Below are 19654 nucleotides of genomic sequence, written 5' to 3' on the forward strand. Positions count from 1 at the left end.
ATGAATATGGCCGCAACGTTCGGACGGGCAATTTCCGAGGTCGATCAACTGATCATCGGACAGGCGCACGAACTGTCAGACAAGCTGAAGCAGCACCGGCTGGAGATGTTTCCTCCCGTCGCACAGAAGAGCCTGCGCCAGTTCCAGCTGAGCGAGGCCGCCCGGTTCCTGGGCGTCACCAGCGGCTACCTGCGCAATCTCTCGCTGGAATCCAAGGGGCCTCTGCCGCAGGTCACGCCCTCCGGCCGCCGGTCCTATTCGGCCGAGCAGTTGCAGGAGATGCGCGAATATCTGGAGCAGAACGGGCGCGGCGGCCAGCGTTACGTGCCGCGCCGGCGCGGCGGCGAGCACCTTCAGGTCATTGCCGTCGTCAACTTCAAGGGCGGCTCCGGCAAGACGACGACGACGGCGCACCTTGCCCAGCATCTCGCGCTCACCGGGCACCGGGTCCTCGCGGTCGATCTCGACCCGCAGGCGAGCCTTTCGGCGGTGCACGGCTTCCAGCCGGAATTCGACGTCAACGAGAACGAGACGCTCTACGGCGCCATCCGCTACGACGACCAGCGGCGGCCGCTGAAGGAGATCATCCGCAAGACGAACTTCCCGGGGCTCGACATCGTGCCGGGCAATCTCGAGCTCATGGAGTTCGAGCACGATACGCCGCGTGTCCTGGCGCAGGGTGACCGGAGCGACTACGGCCGCATCTTCTTCGCGCGGCTCGACGAGGCTTTGTCGTCCGTGGCCGACGACTATGACGTGGTGGTGATCGACTGCCCGCCGCAGCTCGGCTTCCTGACGATGAGCGCGATCTGCGGTGCGACGGCGGTCCTGATCACGGTGCACCCGCAGATGCTGGACGTCATGTCCATGTGCCAGTTCCTGCAGATGCTGGGCGAGGTGCTGAACACGCTGAAGAGCGCGGGCGGCAACATGAACCTCGACTGGCTGCGCTATCTCGTCACCCGCTATGACCCGGCCGACGGGCCGCAGACCCAGATGGTCGCCTTCATGCGCTCGCTGTTCAAGCAGCATGTCCTGACTAATCCGATGGTGCGAAGCGTCGCCATCGCCGATGCGGCGCTGACCAACCAGACGCTCTACGAGGTCGACCGGAGCCAGTTCACGCGTGCCACCTATGACCGAGCGCTCGAATCGCTGGAGGCGGTCAATGCGGAGATCGTCGAACTGATCCACAAGGCATGGGGGCGTTGACCATGGCGCGCAAGAACGTTCTTTCCAACCTGATGTCGCCGGCCTCGGAAAAGTTGACGCCGGTAAACCCCGTCAATGACGAGCCGCGCCAGCACGTGACCTACAAGGGCATCGGCGCGCTCGGCGCCGTCACGCGCAGCATCGATGCGCTGGCCGCCAAGGCGGATGCGGCGAAGGAAATCGAGGCGAAGCTGACGGCCGGCGAAGTCGTCATCGAGCTCGAGCCGGACCAGATCGAGGAATCCTTCATCTCCGACCGTCTCGTTCATTCGGACGAGCAGTTCCGCGAACTGGTCGAGGCGATGCGCGTGCGCGGGCAGGATTCGCCGATCCTCGTGCGTCCGCACCCGACGAAGAGCGGGATCTACCAGATCGCCTTCGGCCACCGCCGCGCCAAGGCCGCCCGCCTGCTCGGGCGGCCCGTCCGCGCCGTCGTCAAGGCACTCACCGACCGCGACCATGTCATCGCGCAGGGCCAGGAAAACAGTGCGCGCGCCGATCTCTCCTTCCTCGAACGGGCGACCTTTGCCGGCGAACTGGAGGCGCGCGGCTTCGACCGCGAGACGATCATGGCGGCGCTGAGCGCCGACAAGACGACCGTGTCCAAGATGCTCTCGGTGGTGAACCGCATTCCCAAGGCGGTGCGGGCCGGCATCGGCCCGGCGCTCGCCATCGGCCGCGACCGCTGGCATGAGCTGGCTACCCGCTTCGACGCGCCCGAAAACGAGGACAAAGCGGTGGAATTCCTGGCACGCGAGCGGGTGAAGACCCGGGCGCCGGAGGATCGCTTCAACCTCGTCAGCAGCCACCTCGCCCGCAAGGAGGCGCCGGAGGCCGTTGCCAGGCCCGCGCCGGCCGAGTGGGTGCGCAAGGATGGCCCCGTGCGCGCCAGCATCAAGACCACCGGCCGCCAGTACACGATTGCGCTGAAATCCGCGGACGCCGCGGCATTCGGCGCCTACATAACCCAGAACCTGGACCGTCTCTACGAGGCGTTCCGGACGGAAAATGCACAGAAATCAGGAGATTGATCCGCAAAAGAAAAAGGCCCCCTCAACGTTACCGTCGCGGAAGCCCTTCTCATCGTTTAGCAGCCTGAGAATCGCACTTCCCCGAATCACAGTCAAGCCTTTTTGGCGCCGGTTCCGGTGATGGGGTCTCTTTTGCCTGTTGAAAGGTGAAGAGACATGGAGACGGACGGCATAACGACGCCCTTCGGGCGGCGGGCGATGACGCTTGGCATGCTCGCAAGCCAGGCGATCGCAAAGACAGTCCCGCCGGATGCGAGCGTGGACAAGTGGAAGCTGTACCGCTGGCTTTGCGAAGCGCGGCCGAAGCTGGGCATTAGCGACCGGGCGCTTTCGGTGCTGAATGCGCTGATGAGCTTCTACCCGAAGGCCGATCTCCTCGGCAGCGACGGGCTGGTGGTGTTCCCCTCCAACGCCCAGCTCTCGCTGCGCACGCATGGCATGGCGGAGACGACGTTGCGCCGGCATCTCGCCGCGCTCGTGGAAAGCGGCCTCCTCACGCGGCGCGACAGCCCGAACGGCAAGCGCTACGTGCGGCGCGACCAGCAGGGGGCGATCGACGAGGCCTTCGGCTTTTCGCTGGCTCCGCTGCTTGCCCGTGCCGAGGAAATCGAGCAGCTTGCCGCCGAGGTGGTCGCCGACCGCCTGTTGCTGCAGCGGCTGCGCGAACGCGTGACGCTCGTGCGCCGGGACATTGCCAAGCTGATCGAGACTGCGCTGGAAGACAGCCTTCCAGGCGACTGGATGCGGTACGAGACGGATTTCCGCGCGCTTGTCACCGCCTTGCCGCGCGTGCCGACGCCGGAAAATCTGACACCGGCCCTTTCTTCCCTCGAAGCGCTGCGTGCGGAAATCGTCAAGCATCTGGAACAACAGATTATTCTGCAAAAACCGGCGGGCAATGCCGGCCAAACTGAGCGGCACAAACAGAATTCAAAACCCGACTCATCTTTTGACTCTGAACCTAGCTTCGAAACGAAGCAGGGTCGCGATGGCGAGGCCAAACGGGAAGAGCTGGCTGGGGACGACGGCAGTGGGGATGAAAAGACGAACGGGCGCTATTCGCAATGGCCCGTGGACCTGCCGACCCCGGCAAAAGGGGTTCATCCACAGCCGGCGAATGTTTCGGATGCGCTCAAACCCTATCCGCTGGGCCTTGTGCTGCAAGCCTGCCCGGAAATCGTGGCTTTCGGCCCGGGCGGCGCGATTTCAAGCTGGCGCGATCTGATGACGGCGGCCGTGGTGGTGCGCTCGATGCTGGCGGTCAGCGCCTCGGCCTATGAGAATGCCTGCGCGATCCTCGGGCCGGAGAATGCGGCGACGGTCATCGCCTGCATTCTCGAGCGGGCCGGGCATATCAACTCGGCGGGCGGTTATCTGCGCGACCTCACCCGCCGGGCGGAACGCGGCGAGTTTTCGCTCGGGCCGATGCTGATGGCGCTCGTCCGGGCAAATGAGAAACCGGCGCGGCAGGTGGGCTGACGATGTCATTGCGGCACAGGAAATTCACTTTGGAAACCGGGCATTAACCATGGCCTCCCTAATCATGGGGGGAAGACAAGGAAGCCCGAATCAATGCCCCCAGTTGCCGCGATCCAGCCGCACCGCCGTTCCGTTGCCAACGAGAATGGACCGGTCGTCCCGTTTCCTGCCGAACGCCGTACGGCGCATGTTCGACGCTGCGCCGGAGAACTGGACGGCCTGCATGGCGAGGAGGCCCGGCTCTACTGGCTGAAAGTATGCCGTGAACTTGCGGTCGAACTGCAAAAGCTCGGATCGAGCGAAAACCAGGCCCGGGCCGCCGTCTTCGCCTTCCAGGACGAGGTGCAGCAGGAACTCATGCGCCTGCACCAGGCCGACGAGGCCTGATTTCAGATAAGCCCGGAAGCGGTTCCGGCAAGGCCGAGCGAGAAGACGCCGAGGCAGACCGCCGCAACGCGGTAGACCAGCTGCGGCGACAGGACCGGCGCGCGGCCGATAAGACTGCCGAGAACGAGGAAGCTCGTGCCGGCGCCGGCAACCAGGAGGCTGAAAAGCCCGATGGCCGGCGCGATCTGCGCGAGCGTACCATGCGGCATGATGACGAGACCGATGATCGGCGCCTTTGGATTGAGAACCGTCGTCAGGAAAACCTGACCGACCGTCACCGGTGACGACGTGTTGCTGTTCTCCTGAACAGCCGAAACGCGCCAAAGCCGGACGGCGAGGTACAGCACCCACAAAGCGGCCGCAAGGCGGAGAGCATTGGCAAGAGCCGGCCTTCCTTCCAAGAGCGAAGCAGCAATGGTCGCCAGCGGCACGACGACCACGAGATAGCCCGCAAGCTCCCCGACGAGCAGCGGAAGGCTTGACCGGAACCCCCGGGCGGCGGCGCCGACCGTCAGCAATGTATTGGTCGGCCCGGGCGTGAGCAGGAGCGCGAGAATGGCGAAGACGAAAAAGCTGTCCGGCATGAGAATCCCACGGGCAGGAATGGTCTGGTCGGTTCCACCCTAGGGTCTTCCTGCACCGTGGCCTTGATCTCCGTCAAGAGCGGGGCATCTTTCCCGGCGGACGAAGTCCGGGTAAGGATCGTCCCGCAACCATGTGAGGGAGAGGACGATGACGGAGACGATCGCGGACGACATTCGCCGGCTGGAGGAGCAGGAACGTCTTCTTCGGTTCAGCCGGTTCAGCCCGGACGACGCCTGGGCGCTCGGCAACCGGCTGCGCGAAACGGCGCTTGCGCGCGGCGCGGGCATCGCTATCGACATTTCCCTGCGTGACCGGGCGCTGTTCCATTGCGCCCTTCCCGGCACCTCGACAGATAACGCCGAGTGGATCCGTCGCAAGCGCAACACCGTGCTGCGGCTCTGGCATTCCTCCTATCTCGTCGGGCGGCGGCTGGCCCTGTCCGGACGGGACCAGGGGGATGCGCACAATCTTTCCCTCGCCGACTTCGCGGTGCATGGCGGCGGCTTTCCGATCTTCGTCGCCGATCTCGGCTGCGTCGGCGCGGTCACCGTTTCCGGCGTGCCGCAGCGCATCGATCATGCCATCGTCACCGATGCGATCGCCGGCTTCCTGAATATCGACCTTGGCGACAGCCGGTTGCCGGACTAGCGACCCCTCCCCTCCCCTCCCCTCTAGGAAAGACGCGCCCGGCTCAGTAGGATGGGCCGCGGCCATTCGGCCGCAGGGAAGCGGAGAGGAGCCGTCGTTCCGTGAAATTGCGTCATGCCCTGGCCTTCGTGATCCTGCCGATCCTCGTGGTGCTCACCATCCTGCAAGGCGGCGCGCTGCTGACCCGCAGCTATATGAACGAAGCCTCCTTGCAGGCCGGCACGACGCTTCGTCTTGCGGTTGCAGCGCTCGGCGGGCACCTCAGCCGCTACGAGCCCCTGCCCGCGCTGATCGCCGATCACGACGACATCGAAGCCCTGCTCCAATCGCCGGCCGACCCGGACCTGCGCCGAACTGCCAATCAATATCTCAAGGAAATCAATGGTCTGCTGGAGTCGTCCGACATCTATGTCATGACACCGGACGGCAATACGATCGCCGCCAGCAATTACGAAGCGCCCGGCACCTTCATCGGCCAGAATTTCGACTATCGTCCCTATTTCCAGGAGGCGATCGCCGGCCAGCAGGCGCGGTTCTACGCGCTCGGCACGACTTCGCTGAAGCGGGGCTACTATTTCTCCTCGCCGGTGGAAGTCGGCGGCACGATCCTTGGCGTCATCGTCTTCAAGGTCGACATCGACACCATCGAGGCCTCATGGCGCGGCGGTGAATACGAGATCTTCGTCGCCGATCCCGAGGGCATCATCTTCATGACGGGGAACGAGACATGGCTCTATAACGGCATTCTCCCGCTCGATGCCCCTCGCCTCGCCCGCACCCAGGCCTCCCGCCGCTATGCCGAGGCCGAATTGAAGCCGCTGCCCGTTGCCGAAAGTGTTTACTACGGTCAACATCTGATGCGGATCGCCAGCGAAGGCGCGACGCGGGAATATCTCCGGCTCTCGCACTACATGCCCGAGGCGGATTGGACCGTGAACGTGCTGCTCGACACGGCCTCGGTGCGCGCGCAGGCCCGCACCACCCTCATCGCCATCCTGCTGTTCATTTGCCTTGCCGGCCTGGGGCTTGCCGTGCTCTGGCAGCGCCGCGCCCGCGTCGTGGAGCGGCTGCGCCTGCAGGAGGAAGCCCGCAACGAGCTGGAGCATCGCGTCGCGGAGCGCACCGCCGACCTCGCCCGCGTCAATGAACAGATCGAGCTCGAAATCGCCGAGCGGCGGCTGACCGAGCAGGAACTGCGCAAGACCCAGGCCGACCTCATCCAGGCCGGAAAGCTTGCCGGCCTCGGCCAGATGTCGGCCGCCCTCTCCCACGAATTCAACCAGCCGCTCGCCGCGGCGAAAACCTATGCGGACAGCGCGGCCCTGCTGATCGATCGCGGCCGCGTGCCGGAGGCGCAGGACAATGTGCGCCGCATCTCCGCCCTCGTCGACCGCATGGCTTCCATAAGCCGCCACTTACGCAATTTCGCCCGCAAGCCGAATGAGAAACTCGGAGCGGTCCCCCTGCCCGACGTCATCGCGGACACGATGGAGATCGTCACTCCGCGGCTGAAGGCGGCGGATGCGGATCTGGCGATCGAGCTCGACGAACAGGCCTTCATCGTCCGTGCCGGCCCGGTCCGCCTGCAGCAGGTGCTTGTCAACATCATCAGCAACGCGGCCGACGCCGTCGAGGGGCTGGATGACCGGCGGATCCGGCTTTTCGCGCGGCGGGAGGGCGACCTGGTCGTCATCGAGGTGCGTGATCACGGGCCGGGCGTCCCGGCCGCAATCGCCGACCGCATCTTCGATCCCTTCTTCACGACCAAGGGCGTGGGCAAGGGACTCGGTCTGGGCCTTTCGATTTCATACAATATTATCAAGGACTTCGGCGGAAACCTCTCCGTCACGAACCATCCCGACGGTGGCGCCGTCTTCCGCATCGTGCTCCACGTGGCGGCCCGTGCGCAGGAGGCGGCCGAATGAGCGGGCCGCGCATCCTGCTGATCGACGACGAAGAGGAGATGCGGCGGTCCTCGGCGCAGGCCCTGGAGCTGTTCGACCTGACGGTGGATACCTTCGCCAGTGCGGAGCCGGTGCTGGAGCTCATCGGCTATGCTTTCGATGGCGTGGTGGTCAGCGATATCCGTATGCCGGGCATGGACGGCATGACGCTGCTGCAGCGCATCCGCGAGGTGGATCCGGAGGTGCCGGTCATTCTGGTGACCGGGCATGCGGATGTGCAGCTTGCGGTCAGCGCCATGCGGGCCGGCGTCTACGACTTCCTGGAAAAGCCGTTCACGGCGCAGCACCTCGCCGGCATCATCCGCCGTGCGATGGACCGCCGCAGCCTGGTGCTGGAGAACCGCCGCCTGCGCGCGGTTGCCGGCAAGCGGGATGATATCGAGGCCCGGCTGCCGGGGCGGACGCAGGTCATGGTGGACCTGCGCTACCGGCTACGGGCGATCGGCGCGACGGATGCCGACACGCTCATCATCGGCGAGACCGGCGTGGGTAAGGAGGTGGTGGCGCGCGCGCTGCACGATATCAGCGCCCGGGCGAACCGTCCCTTCATCGCCATCAACTGCGCGGCCCTGCCGGAGAACCTGATCGAGAGCGAGCTTTTCGGCCATGAGGCGGGGGCGTTTCCCGGCGCCCTGCGGCCGCGGTTCGGCAAGTTCGAGCACGGGCGCGGCGGCACGATCCTGCTGGACGAGATCGGCTCCATGCCCTTCGACCTGCAGGCGAAGTTCCTGCGCGTGTTGCAGGAGCGCGTCATCACCCGCCTCGGCTCCAACGAGCCCGTGCCGCTCGATGTGCGCTTCATCGCAACCAGCAAGGTGGACCTGGCGGCGGAGGTGGCGGCCGGGCGCTTCCGGGCGGACCTCCTCTATCGGCTCAATGTCGCGACGCTGCATGTGCCGTCGCTGGCGCAGCGCCGGGCCGACATCCCCCTGCTCTTCCTCCAGCTCGTGCGCGAGGCGGCGGCGCGTTACGGCCGCACCGATATCGACGTGCCGCCGGAGTTGACGGCGGATATTGCCGGCCGGAGCTGGCCGGGCAATGTGCGGGAGCTGCGCAATTTCGCCGATCGCCTCGTGCTGGGACTGGACACCGCGCCGGATGAAGCCGCTCCTGAAGCCGGCCCGCAACGCCTCGCGGACAAGGTCGCGGCCTATGAGCGGGGGCTGATCGCCTCGGCGCTGGCGGCCCACGGCGGCAGCTTGAAGCCGGTTTACGAGCAGCTTGGCGTCTCCCGCAAGACACTTTACGAGAAGATGCAGAAGTACGGACTGGATAAAAACCTGGGTTCCGGCCTGCTTCAGGACGACTTTTGAGGGGCAAATGGGTGGAATTCCACCCATTGCTGCGTCGCTTTGTTCCCGTCTCCACCCATCGAAGCGAGTTTACCGCCGTAAACTCGCCCGGAAAGTCCCCTCGCCGCTTGCCGACTCGCCGTCGCGGAGGCCCTTCTAGGCCATCCAGGACCGGCGCGGGAGGAGCCACGCCGGCCGGGCATCTCATCGGGAGGATTTGATGAAGACCTTGAAAGCCCTGTTCGGCGTTTCGGCCGCACTCGCCGTATCGCTGCTCGCCACGTCTGCGCTCGGCCAGACCTATCCGGAGCGTACCATCACCATGGTGGTCCCCTTCTCCGCCGGCGGCCCGACCGATACGGTGACCCGCCTCGTCGCCGAAGCCATGTCGAAGGATCTCGGCCAGCAGATCGTCGTCGAGAATGTCGGCGGCGCCGGCGGTACGCTGGGCGCAGGCCGCGTGGCGAGCGCCGATCCGGACGGCTACACGCTGCTGCTCCACCATATCGGCATGGCGACCAGCGCGACGCTCTATCGCAAGCTCGCCTATGACACGCTGAATGCCTTCGAATATGTCGGCCTCGTCACCGACGTGCCCATGACCATCGTCGCCCGCAAGGACCTCGAGCCGACGGACCTCAAGGGCCTGATCGACTACATGAAGGCGAACAAGGACACGGTGACCGTGGCCAATGCCGGCATCGGCGCAGCCTCGCATCTGTGCGGCATGCTCTTGATGAGCGCCATGGAGACGCAGTTCGTCACCGTTCCCTACAAGGGCACCGGCCCGGCGATGACCGACCTGCTCGGCGGACAGGTCGACGTCATGTGCGACCAGACGACCAACACGACGAAGCAGATCCAGGGCGGCACGATCAAGGCCTATGCGGTGACGTCCCCTGCCCGCCTCGACAACCTGCCGGACGTTCCGACGGCGGAAGAAGCCGGCCTGTCCGGCTTCCAGGTCGGCATCTGGCACGGCATCTATGCGCCGAAGGGCACGCCGGCAGACGTGACGGAGCGGCTTTCCAAGTCGCTGCAGGTCGCCCTGAAGGATCCCAACGTCGTTGCCCGCTTTGCCGAGCTCGGCACGGCGCCGTCAGCGGAAGAGGAGGCGACGCCGGCCGCCCTCAAGGCGAAGCTCGAAGGCGAGATTACGCGCTGGAAGCCCGTCATCGAGGCCGCCGGCCAGTACGCTGACTGAGGTCAACCCGCAAATGCCGCGCGGCATTTCCGTCGATAATGGCGGAAACGGCCTGCCGGCGCACGGACTGGCACATGGCGGCATCGGCTGCCGCCATGTGCCCTGACCGCCCGCGCGACCGTTCCGGCCGCTGGAAGAGGGGAACCCATGAAACAACTACAGTTCGACAGCACCAATGCGATCTGCGGCCTGACCTTTATCGCGCTCGGCGGCTTCTTTATCTATCAATGCCTTGATCTCGACCTCGGCACGGCCTTCCGTATGGGGCCGGGCTATTTCCCGCTGATCCTCGCCGCGATCCTGACGCTGCTCGGCGTCGTCGTGCTGGTGCAGGCGACGCGGGTGCAGGGCGAGCCCATGGGGCCGCTGGCGCTGCGCGGCATGCTGTTCATCCTGCCGGCTCCCGTCTTCTTCGGGCTGACGGTGCGCGGCCTCGGCTTCGTGCCGTCGCTGTTCTTCGCCGCGCTCATCGCCGCCTTCGCCTCCTCGCGCATGAAGCCGCTCTTGGCGGTGCTGCTGGCCGGGGCGATCACGCTCTTTTCCGTCCTGGTGTTCAGCTATGCCCTCGGGCTGCCGTTCGAACGCTTCGGCCCGTGGACCCGGCTTTAGGAGGCGCGCATGGATCTTGTCAGCAATCTTGCGCTCGGCTTCTCCACGGCGCTCTCGCCGGAGAACCTCGCCTTCTGCCTCATCGGCGTGCTGCTCGGAACGCTGATCGGCGTTCTGCCCGGCATCGGCGCGACGGCAACCATCGCCATGCTCCTGCCGATCACTTTCAAGCTGGAGCCGGTCTCCTCGCTGATCATGCTCGCCGGCATCTATTACGGCGCGCAATATGGCGGCTCGACCACGGCGATCCTGATCAACATGCCGGGCGAATCCTCGTCCGCCGTGACCGCCATCGACGGCTACCAGATGGCGCGCAAGGGCAGGGCGGGGGCGGCGCTTTCCATTGCCGCGCTCGGCTCCTTCTTCGCCGGCACGGTCTCGACCTTCCTCGTCGCGATCTTCGCCATTCCCCTGACGGCCATCGCGCTCGAATTCGGCGCCGCCGAATATTTCTCGCTGATGGTCGTCGGCCTCGTCTCGTCCATCGCGCTGGCGCATGGCTCGATCGTCAAGGCACTGGCCATGGTGGCGCTGGGGCTTTTGCTCGGCCTCGTCGGCACGGACATCTATACCGGTACGCCGCGCTTCACCCTCGGCATCCGCGAATATGCCGACGGGCTCAACTTCGTCGCGGTCGCCGTCGGCGTCTTCGGCATCGCCGAGATCCTGCGCAACCTCGAAGGCGAGAAGACGCGCAGCCTGCTGATGGCCAAGGTCTCCGGCCTCTGGCCGACGAAGGACGATTTCCGGCGCATGATGGGACCCGTGCTGCGCGGCACGGCCATCGGCTCGGCGCTCGGCATCCTGCCGGGGGGAGGGGCGATCCTTGCCGCCTTCGCCTCCTACACGGTGGAGAAGCGTGTCTCGGATAACCCCCGGGAGTTCGGCCAGGGCGCGGTTGCCGGTGTCGCGGGGCCGGAATCGGCCAACAATGCGGGCGCGCAGACCTCGTTCATCCCGCTGTTGACGCTCGGCATCCCGGCCAATCCGGTCATGGCGCTGATGGTGGGGGCGATGATCATCCAGGGCATCGTGCCCGGGCCGAATGTCGCGACCGAACAGCCGACGCTGTTCTGGGGCATCATCGCCTCGATGTGGATCGGCAACCTGATGCTCGTCGTGCTGAACCTGCCGCTGATCGGCCTCTGGGTGAAGCTGCTGACGGTGCCCTATTACGTGCTCTTCCCGATCATCATGGCCTTCTGCTCGATCGGCGTCTACAGCGTGAACTCGAATGTCTACGACCTCTATGCGGTCGCGCTGTTCGGCCTCGGCGGTTACCTGCTGGTGAAGCTGCGCTGCGAGCCGGCGCCGCTGCTGCTCGGCTTCGTGCTCGGGCCGCTGCTGGAGGAGAACCTGCGCCGCGCCATGATCCTGTCGCGCGGCGATCCGAGCACCTTCGTCACGCGTCCGATCAGCGCGTTCCTGCTGGCACTGGCGCTGGCGGTCCTCATCATCGTCTTCCTGCCTTCGGTCAAGAAGAAGCGTGAAGAGGTTTTCCAAGAAGAAGACTGAAAACAGGAAAACCTGCGGGGGAGGGGAGGAGCGGCGACGAACCGCTCCTCCCTTTATTTTAGTGATATTGCATTGCGGCGCAAATCGGGGTAAAACTTGACAAAAAATAGAAGGAATAGTCGCAGGGCAAGATGACGTTCCAGCCGCGCATGCAGAACAGGATCGAGGGCTTCTCCGTCGTCGGCGGTCTCAACCGCCGGCACTGGAACGGCATTGTCGCCGATGTCTGGGACGTGGAATGCGCGGCCCGTGCCGGCGGTTATTATGTCGGGCGGGACCCGCGGCTCTTCATCCTGCTCGACAAGCGGGGACCGGGTGATTCCCGCATCCGCCTGGCACCGGGCGGGGCGGAGTCCGTCGAGGACTGGCGGCATTGCCCGATTGCCTATATCCCCGCGAATTTCGAGCTCTGGGCGGACCTGGCCGATCATCAGTTCCTGCGCCACCTCGATCTGCATTTCGACGTGGAGACGGTCAGCCGGCGGCTGGCGGAGGACCTCGACCCGGAGCGGCTCGCCACCCCGCAGCTGTTCTTCTCCGATAGCCGCCTGCTCTCGCTGGCGCAGCTGATCGCCGCCGAGTGCACCAATCCGCAGCCGCTGCACGATCTCTATGGCGACGGGCTGGCGCTGGCGCTGATCATCGACGTCATGAAGCTCGGCAAGGCGCCGGGCCGCAAGCGCGGCAAGCTGGCCGCCTGGCAGTTGCGCCGCGCGACCGATTTCATTGAAGAAAACTGCTTGCGCAACATCCGCCTCGAAGAGCTCGCCAACCTTATCGGCCTGTCGCAATCCCATTTCAGCCACGCCTTCAAGGCCTCGACCGGCGTCGCGCCCCATCAATGGCAGGTGAATGCCCGCCTGCGCCGTGCCAAGCAATTGCTTTTGCAGGGCAACCATCCTCTGACCGAGATCGCCGCCGAGACCGGATTTGCCGACCAGGCGCATTTTACCCGCGTCTTCCGCAAGAATTTCGGCACGACGCCCGCCCATTGGCAGAAGGCGCAGCTCGCCTGACGCCGGCGAACGGGCGATTGTTCATCGCACGGAAAATTGCCCAAGAACGTACAATTTTCGCGGAATGCGACAAGCCCGATCGTTAAAACTGAGTTAAGCACTCATCTTATTGTTGGAAGGCCGCTCAGGCAGGCGAGCGGGACGAGTGGGGTATGCGCAGATGATGATGAAGTCGAAGAACCAGCGGCGGCTGAGGTTGACGCTTGCGTGCGGCACGGCGGCAATCGGCCTGTTGGCGCCGCTTTCCACGTTCGCGCAGGACGCGGAAGGCACGACACGGCTGGAAGAGGTCCGGGTCGAGCAGGGCGATCCCAACGCGGTTGCTGACACCGGTGTCGAACCCGTGCGTGGCATCGTCGCAAAATCGACGCGTACCGGCAGCAAGGCGGCGACGGACCTCAACGAGATCCCGCAGTCGGTCTCCGTCGTCGGGCGCGAACAGATGGACGATCAGAGCCCGCAGAAAGTCGATGAAGCGCTGCGCTACGTCGCCGGGGTGAATGCATCCACCTACGGAACCGATTCCGACACCGACTGGCTCTTCATCCGCGGCTTCCAGGCCGAGCAGACCGGCGTCTTCCTCGACGGGCTTTCGCTGTTCCAGACCGGCTTCGGGACGTTCCTTGTCGATCCGTTCTTCCTGGAGCGCATCGAAGTCATCAAGGGACCGAGCTCCGCGCTCTACGGTGGCGCCAATCCGGGCGGCTTCGTCAATTTCGTCAGCAAGCGCCCCACCGATGAGCCGCTGCGTTACGTCGAGACGGGCATCAACAGCTTCGGCAACGGCTATCTGGGCGTGGATTTCAGCGACAAGCTCGGCAGCGACAACGTCCTGCGCTACCGCCTGACCGGGAAAATCTCCGGCGGCGGCTGGGAGACGGACAAGTCGGAGGATTTCCGCGGCACGATCGCGCCCAGCTTCACATGGAAGCCGGATGAGGGAACGAGCCTTACCTTCCTCAGCTCCTACCAGCATATCGACCTGACGCACACCAGCACGGGTTTCCTGCCGTATCTCGGCACGGTGGTCGATGCGCCCGGCGTGGGACGGATCCCGACCGACCTGTTCTACGGCGATAAGAGCCTTGACGAATACGATCGCCAGCAAGCCATGATCGGCTACGAGTTCGAACATACGTTCGACAACAACTGGACGGTTCGCCAGAACCTGCGCTACGCGAGCGTCTCGCTCAAGGAAGACGCGCTCTATGCCAACGGGTGGTCGCTGGCCGATCCCACGAAGCTGGCCCGTTATCGCTTCGCGCATGACACGGATGTCGATATCTTCACGGTCGACAACCAGCTCGAAGGGGAATTTGCGACAGGGGCGCTGGATCACAATCTTCTTCTTGGACTGGACTACCGGTACTACTCGATCGACCAGGCCCAGGCCGTCGGCTTCGGCAACCTGGATCTCGATCCGCTTAACCCGGTTTACGGTGTCGATATTCCGGCGCTCGGAAATCCGTACCTGGATCAGAACCTGCGCCGCGACCAGCTCGGCATTTATGCGCAGGACCAGATCAAGTTCGGCGGCGGGTGGATCGCCACGCTCAACGGCCGTTACGATTTCGTGAAGACCGAGCTTGACGACAATATCAATGCAGCCAACTCCACCGAGAGCGACGAAGGCGAGTTCACCTGGCGCGCGGCGCTCGCCTATGAATTCGCAAACGGCCTGACGCCCTATGTCAGTTATTCGACCTCGTTCAATCCGACGACCTCGACGGACAATGACGGCAACCTCTTGAAGTCGGAAACGGCAAAGCAGTGGGAAGTCGGCGTCAAGTATCAGCCGGACTTCATGGACGCCCTCATCACGGCCGCCTATTTCGATATCACGCGCGAGAACGTGCCCAGCACGATCACGGTCAACGGCATTCCCCAGACGGCCGCCATCGGCGAGGTGGAGGCCCGCGGCTTCGAAACGTCGATCCAGGCAAATGTCACGGAGGGGCTGAAGCTCATCGGTGCGCTGACCTATCTCGACATGGAAGTCACCAAGGCGACGGGTGGCGCGTTCGACGGCACGCCTGCCGGCAACACGCCGATCCAGGTTCCGGAGCTGACGGCTTCGCTCTGGGCGGACTATTCGTTCCAGAACGATATGCTCCAGGGCGTGAGCGTTGCAGCGGGCGTACGCCATATCGGCAAGTCCTGGGCGGACCGCGAGAACACGCTCCGCGTTCCTTCCGCCACGCTGGTCGATGCGGCCATCCGCTACGAGAAGGACAACTGGGGTGTTGCGCTGAACGTCTCCAACCTGTTCGACAAGGAATATGTTGCGACCTGCCAGGGCGCGAACTCCTGCGGCTACGGCGCCGGGCGTACGTTCATGCTGAAGGCAAGCACGTCCTTTTGATCCTGCCTGAGGAGCAAAGACAAAAAGCGCGTCAGGGCGTCCCTGGCGCGCTTTCCTCGTTTTATGCGGTATCCCGTAGCGCTCACAATGGAAAGCGCGCCTAGCGCCAGCCCAGGGCCGGTGCGACGTGTTTCAGAATCGCCTCGATGACATGGGCGTTGTATTCGACGCCCAGCTGGTTCGGTACGGTCAGAAGCAGCGTATCGGCTTCCCGGATCGCCTCGTCGGCGGCAAGCTGCTCGATGAGCTTGTCCGGCTCGTCGGCATAGGAACGGCCGAAGATTGCCCGCGTCCTGTCGTCGATGAAGCCGATCGAATCCGCTTCCTTGCCGCCGCGGCCGAAATAGGCCCGGTCGCGATCGTCGACGAGCGCGAAGATGCTGCGGCTGACCGAAACACGCGGCGTGCGGCTGTGGCCGGCCTCCTTCCAGGCTTCGTGGTAGGCGCGGATCTGCGCGGCCTGCTGGATATGGAACGGCTCGCCCGTTTCGTCGTTCTTCAGCGTCGAGCTCTGCAGGTTCATGCCGAGCTTTGCGGCCCAGACGGCCGTGGCATTCGAGCTCGCGCCCCACCAGATGCGCTCGCGCAGGCCCTCCGAATGAGGTTCGAGGCGCAGGAGGCCGGGCGGGTTGGGGAACATCGGTCGCGGGTTCGGCTGCGCGAAGCCTTCGCCCTTCAGGATGTCCAGGAACACCTCGGCATGCCGGCGGCCCATGTCGGCGTCGTTCATGCCCTCCTGCGGCTGGTAGCCGAAGTAGCGCCAGCCGTCGATGACCTGCTCGGGCGAGCCGCGGCTGATGCCGAGCTGCAGGCGCCCGCCGGAAATGAGGTCCGCGGCGCCGGCATCCTCGGCCATGTAGAGCGGGTTTTCATAGCGCATGTCGATGACGGCCGTGCCGATCTCGATCGTCTTCGTCTTGGCGCCGGTGGCGGCGAGAAGCGGGAAGGGGGAGGCGAGCTGCCGGGCGAAATGATGCACCCGGAAATAGGCGCCGTCGGCGCCGAGCTCTTCGGCCGCGACGGCGAGGTCGATCGACTGGAGCAGCGTATCGCCGGCCGAGCGGGTCTCGGATTGCGGGGAGGGGGTCCAATGCCCGAAGGAAAGGAAACCGATTTTCTTCATGGATCTTTACCTCGACGCCGGGGCGTCCGTTGGGATGGGTGTCGCCGGCGAAGATGGGGTATCGGACAGGGCTTGGAAAGGTGTGGAACGAGAACGCAGCGTTCACCGTTTGGCGCTTTCACGCCGGTCGAGGCTGTGGCGCGCTATGCCCTGTCGCTTGCACGGACGGTTATTTGGATTTCAGGAAGGATAGCCTTGCCCTCGGCATTCCAAAGAAACTCTCTGCGCCCTGTGCGGTTTTTTGATCGAATGGGTATATAACCGCACGCTGGCGGATCCGTGATGGTTGGGAGCCGCTCCTTGTGGCGCCCCATGTCCCGGCTCTCTTCACGCGGCCGGGCGGATGCAATCGAAGCCACGGCGGGTGAAATTGCCGAGTGAACGGGAAGGGGCGTCAGTGGTACTTTTCCCGCTCGCGCACGAGGATCGCCGGTGCGTTCAGCCCGGCGATCGGTTGGTTGACGTCCGCCGGGATGTCGCCGGTCAGCTGGAGATCGAGATAACGCGCGCAGCACACCCGCAGGAAGGACGTGAAGTTGCCGAGGTCGTGGCCTGCGTCGATCGATTCATGATGCAGCCTGGTGATCAGCTGCGTGACGTTCATGCGATCGCGGCGCGCGATCTCCTCGAGCTTCGACCAGAAGAAATTCTCCAGCCGCACGCTCGTCACCATGCCGTCGATCCGCAGCGAACGCGTGGTGCTCTCCCAGAGCCTCGCATCCGCCTTGATGAACAGTTCGCACATCCCGGCCTCCCTTGCCTGTCTCCTCAGGCGGCGTCCGTTTGTAGCAGGGACGCGGCGTTCAGCACAGCCATGAACTGGCGCAGCCAGGAGGGGTGCGCCGGCCATGCGGGCGCAGTGACGAGATTGCCGTCCGAGACCGCGTCATCGATCGCGATATCCGCATAGATGCCGTCGGCAAGCTCCACTTCCGGGCGGCAGGCGGGATAGGCCGAGCAGGTGCGGCCCGTGAGGACGCCGGCCGCCGCGAGAAGCTGCGCGCCGTGGCAGATGGCCGCCACCGGCTTGCCGGCCTCGAAGAAGTGCCGCACGGCCTTGATGACATCGGGGTTGAGGCGCAGATATTCGGGCGCCCGGCCGCCGGGGATGACAAGCGCGTCGTAGTCCTCGGCGCGGATGCTGGAGAAGGTGGCGTTGAGCGTGAAATTGTGGCCGCGCTTTTCGGAATAGGTCTGGTCGCCCTCGAAATCATGGATGGCGGTCGCGACCGTCTGGCCTGCATTCTTGCCGGGGCAGGCGGCATGCACGGTATAGCCGCAGGCAAGCAGCGTCTGGAACGGGACCATGGTTTCATAGTCCTCGGTGAAGTCGCCGGTGATCATCAGAATTTTCGAAGCTGGCATCTGTTCCTCCCAAAACCAATGGGAGGAGTTTAGCAAGGACGGCATGCGAGCGGGTACTAAGGGGATACTACAGTGAAAATTCAGGGCAGGCGCCTTCAGACGCCCCTTGCCACCATCGTATAGATCTTGCGGGTCCGCTCGTGGATCGTCCATTCGCCGCGCCAGCCGAGCGGCAGGACGAACATCTCGCCCGGGCCGATCTGACGGCTCGTGCCGTCGCCGTTGTGCAGCGTCACGCGGCCGGAAAGGATATGGCAGATCTCCGCGATCTCGCTGCGGTCGGCGGTGAAGCGGCCGGGCGTGCATTCCCATATGCCGGTTTCCATCTTGCCGTCCGGGCTCGTCCAGAGGGGCAGGGTGGCCTCCTGCTGCTCGCCCTCGATGGAGGTCGGCTTGGGCGCGAAGGCGCCGATGTCGCGCTGGAGGAGGTCGCCGAAGTTTTCGAAGCTGATCATGGTCTGTCCCGTATCTGGCTCAGTGGCCGGTGATGCTGTCGGCGAGCGCCGCGAGTTTGGAGGTGCGCGAGAGGCCGGAAAACTCCCGGTCGTCCGCCATGCGGTAGAGCTGGTACATCGAATGCACGCCGAGCCAGCGGAAGGGCTCCGGCTCCCATTTGCGCACCGTGCGGTTGACCCAGGGCAGGCCGGTCAGTTCCGTCTTGCGGTCCAGCACCAGGTCGCAGAGCGTGCGGCCGGCCAGGTTCGAGCTGGAGACGCCGAGGCCGACATAGCCGCCGGCCCAGCCGATGCCCGTCGTTCGGTCGAAGCCCGCCGTCGTGCACCAGTCGCGCGGCACGCCGAGCACGCCGCACCAGGCATGGTCGATCTTCAGCGCTTTCGTCTGCGGCAGGAGGCGGGTCAGGATGGCATGGAGCGCATCGATCGTCGCCTGCTGCGTCTGGCCGTTGACGTCGGTCGCCGAGCCGTAGCGATAGGGCACGCCGCGTCCGCCCATGGTGATGCGGCCCTCGCGGGTGCGCTGGGCGTAGCAATAGGCATGCGCCGCATCGCCGAGCAGTTCATGGCCTTCCCAGCCGATCTCCTTCCACAATGCGTCCGGCACGGGCTCGGTGACGATCTGCGCGCTGTTCAGTGCCAGCCAGGTGCGCTCGAAGCCGGGCAGGCCGGCGGAAAACCCCTCCGTGGCGCGGATGATTTTTGGCGCACGCACCGTGCCGCGGTCGGTCGTAACGCGGCCCTGTTCGAAGCGGGTGACGGTCGTGCCCTCGCAGATCGACACGCCGAGGCCCTCGACCACCCTGGCGAGGCCGCGTACCAGCTTGGCCGGCTGCACGCGCGCCATGTTGCGGTAGAGCACGGCGCCCTTGAGATCGGCGATGCGGATGCGCTTTGCGGCATCCTCCGCCGAGAGCAGCTGCAGGCGCTCCGGCGGGATCTGCCAGTCGAGGCCGAACCGGTATTCTTCGCGCACCCGTTCGAGCTGGGCCGCATTGGTGGCGACGACGAGCTTGTCGACGCGGATGAGGTCCGCGTCGATGCCTTCGGCCTTGGTGACGCGCTCGACCTCGTCGACCGTGCCCGCCATGGCATTCTGCAGATCGACGACCGCGCCGCGGCTGGAGGTCTTCTCGTATTTTTCCCGCGACCAGCTGAAGCCGCCGGAAAGCCAGCCGCCGTTGCGCCCGGAGGCGCCGAAGCCGGCGAACTCCCGTTCGAGCACGACGATGTTGAGCGAGGGGTCGGCCTTCTTCAGGTAGTAGGCCGCCCACAGGCCGGTATAGCCAGCGCCGATGATGCAGACATCGGCCTCGCGATCGCCGGGCAGGGGAGGGCGCTTTTGCGGGATGCCGCCGATATCGGCATACCAGAAGGAAATGTCACCGTTGGTCTTGACGTCCATGG

General features: G+C 65.0%; 18 protein-coding genes. 12 read left to right on the forward strand and 6 right to left on the reverse strand.

All coding sequences use genetic code 11. The features are described from left to right. Positions 1-6: 6 nt before the first annotated feature. The 4 genes from repA to WMC41_RS22435 all read left to right on the forward strand — a co-directional run bounded on the left by repA (position 7) and on the right by WMC41_RS22435 (position 4109). The gene (repA, locus tag WMC41_RS22420) at positions 7-1212 is read left to right on the forward strand and encodes a plasmid partitioning protein RepA (RefSeq protein ID WP_398430787.1); all 1206 of its coding nucleotides are present in this window, start codon (positions 7-9) and stop codon (positions 1210-1212) included. Positions 1213-1214: 2 nt separating this feature from the next. Further along, entirely contained in the window at positions 1215-2243 is a 1029-nt protein-coding gene (gene repB / locus WMC41_RS22425) for a plasmid partitioning protein RepB (RefSeq protein WP_244766161.1), read from the forward strand. A 156-nt stretch (positions 2244-2399) separates the two neighbouring features. Continuing rightward, the gene (gene repC, locus WMC41_RS22430) at positions 2400-3722 is read left to right on the forward strand and encodes a plasmid replication protein RepC (protein WP_432348874.1); all 1323 of its coding nucleotides are present in this window, start codon (positions 2400-2402) and stop codon (positions 3720-3722) included. Positions 3723-3815: 93 nt separating this feature from the next. Continuing rightward, the gene (locus WMC41_RS22435) at positions 3816-4109 is read left to right on the forward strand and encodes a DUF6074 family protein (protein ID WP_432348876.1); all 294 of its coding nucleotides are present in this window, start codon (positions 3816-3818) and stop codon (positions 4107-4109) included. Between the two features lie 2 nt (positions 4110-4111). Here the strand turns inward: WMC41_RS22435 and WMC41_RS22440 are convergent, their stop codons facing one another. Then, positions 4112-4693, reverse strand: a complete 582-nt coding sequence (locus tag WMC41_RS22440; RefSeq protein WP_432348878.1) for a LysE family translocator — start codon at positions 4691-4693, stop codon at positions 4112-4114. Positions 4694-4841: 148 nt separating this feature from the next. Between WMC41_RS22440 and WMC41_RS22445 the strand changes: the two genes are divergently transcribed. From WMC41_RS22445 to WMC41_RS22480, 8 genes are all read left to right on the forward strand, one after another. Next, a complete protein-coding gene (locus WMC41_RS22445; RefSeq protein ID WP_272807552.1) occupies positions 4842-5342 on the forward strand; it encodes a heme-degrading domain-containing protein in 501 nt (166 codons plus the stop codon). A gap of 101 nt (positions 5343-5443) precedes the next feature. Continuing rightward, the gene (locus WMC41_RS22450) at positions 5444-7267 is read left to right on the forward strand and encodes a sensor histidine kinase (RefSeq protein ID WP_432348880.1); all 1824 of its coding nucleotides are present in this window, start codon (positions 5444-5446) and stop codon (positions 7265-7267) included. Further along, positions 7264-8619, forward strand: a complete 1356-nt coding sequence (locus tag WMC41_RS22455; RefSeq protein ID WP_432348882.1) for a sigma-54-dependent transcriptional regulator — start codon at positions 7264-7266, stop codon at positions 8617-8619. The genes WMC41_RS22450 and WMC41_RS22455 overlap by 4 nt, the downstream gene beginning before the upstream one ends. A gap of 199 nt (positions 8620-8818) precedes the next feature. Then, positions 8819-9802, forward strand: coding sequence for a tripartite tricarboxylate transporter substrate-binding protein (locus WMC41_RS22460; protein WP_432348884.1), 984 nt, complete (start codon positions 8819-8821; stop codon positions 9800-9802). A gap of 147 nt (positions 9803-9949) precedes the next feature. Then, positions 9950-10411, forward strand: a complete 462-nt coding sequence (locus WMC41_RS22465) for a tripartite tricarboxylate transporter TctB family protein (protein WP_272807555.1) — start codon at positions 9950-9952, stop codon at positions 10409-10411. A gap of 9 nt (positions 10412-10420) precedes the next feature. After that, complete coding sequence (locus tag WMC41_RS22470) at positions 10421-11926, forward strand: tripartite tricarboxylate transporter permease (protein WP_272807556.1); 1506 nt, start codon at positions 10421-10423, stop codon at positions 11924-11926. A 131-nt stretch (positions 11927-12057) separates the two neighbouring features. Further along, positions 12058-12942 carry an AraC family transcriptional regulator gene (locus WMC41_RS22475; RefSeq protein ID WP_244766170.1) on the forward strand — a complete coding sequence of 295 codons (885 nt, stop codon included), beginning with the start codon at positions 12058-12060 and terminating at the stop codon, positions 12940-12942. 166 nt (positions 12943-13108) lie between these two features. Next, positions 13109-15304, forward strand: a complete 2196-nt coding sequence (locus tag WMC41_RS22480) for a TonB-dependent siderophore receptor (RefSeq protein WP_432348887.1) — start codon at positions 13109-13111, stop codon at positions 15302-15304. A gap of 100 nt (positions 15305-15404) precedes the next feature. Here WMC41_RS22480 and WMC41_RS22485 read toward each other — a convergent pair whose 3' ends face one another. The 5 genes from WMC41_RS22485 to WMC41_RS22505 all read right to left on the reverse strand — a co-directional run bounded on the left by WMC41_RS22485 (position 15405) and on the right by WMC41_RS22505 (position 19652). Beyond that, positions 15405-16427, reverse strand: a complete 1023-nt coding sequence (locus WMC41_RS22485; protein ID WP_432348889.1) for an LLM class flavin-dependent oxidoreductase — start codon at positions 16425-16427, stop codon at positions 15405-15407. A gap of 394 nt (positions 16428-16821) precedes the next feature. Beyond that, positions 16822-17172, reverse strand: a complete 351-nt coding sequence (locus WMC41_RS22490; RefSeq protein ID WP_244766173.1) for a ribbon-helix-helix domain-containing protein — start codon at positions 17170-17172, stop codon at positions 16822-16824. Positions 17173-17195: 23 nt separating this feature from the next. Beyond that, positions 17196-17792 carry a DJ-1/PfpI family protein gene (locus WMC41_RS22495; protein WP_432348892.1) on the reverse strand — a complete coding sequence of 199 codons (597 nt, stop codon included), beginning with the start codon at positions 17790-17792 and terminating at the stop codon, positions 17196-17198. Positions 17793-17887: 95 nt separating this feature from the next. Further along, on the reverse strand, positions 17888-18247 hold the full coding sequence (locus tag WMC41_RS22500) for a cupin domain-containing protein (protein WP_272807558.1): 360 nt from the start codon (positions 18245-18247) through the stop codon (positions 17888-17890). Between the two features lie 19 nt (positions 18248-18266). Continuing rightward, positions 18267-19652 carry an NAD(P)/FAD-dependent oxidoreductase gene (locus WMC41_RS22505; RefSeq protein ID WP_432348894.1) on the reverse strand — a complete coding sequence of 462 codons (1386 nt, stop codon included), beginning with the start codon at positions 19650-19652 and terminating at the stop codon, positions 18267-18269. Positions 19653-19654: the final 2 nt, after the last annotated feature.

The organism is Shinella yambaruensis, from assembly GCF_050859155.1.
Classification (GTDB): domain Bacteria; phylum Pseudomonadota; class Alphaproteobacteria; order Rhizobiales; family Rhizobiaceae; genus Shinella; species Shinella yambaruensis.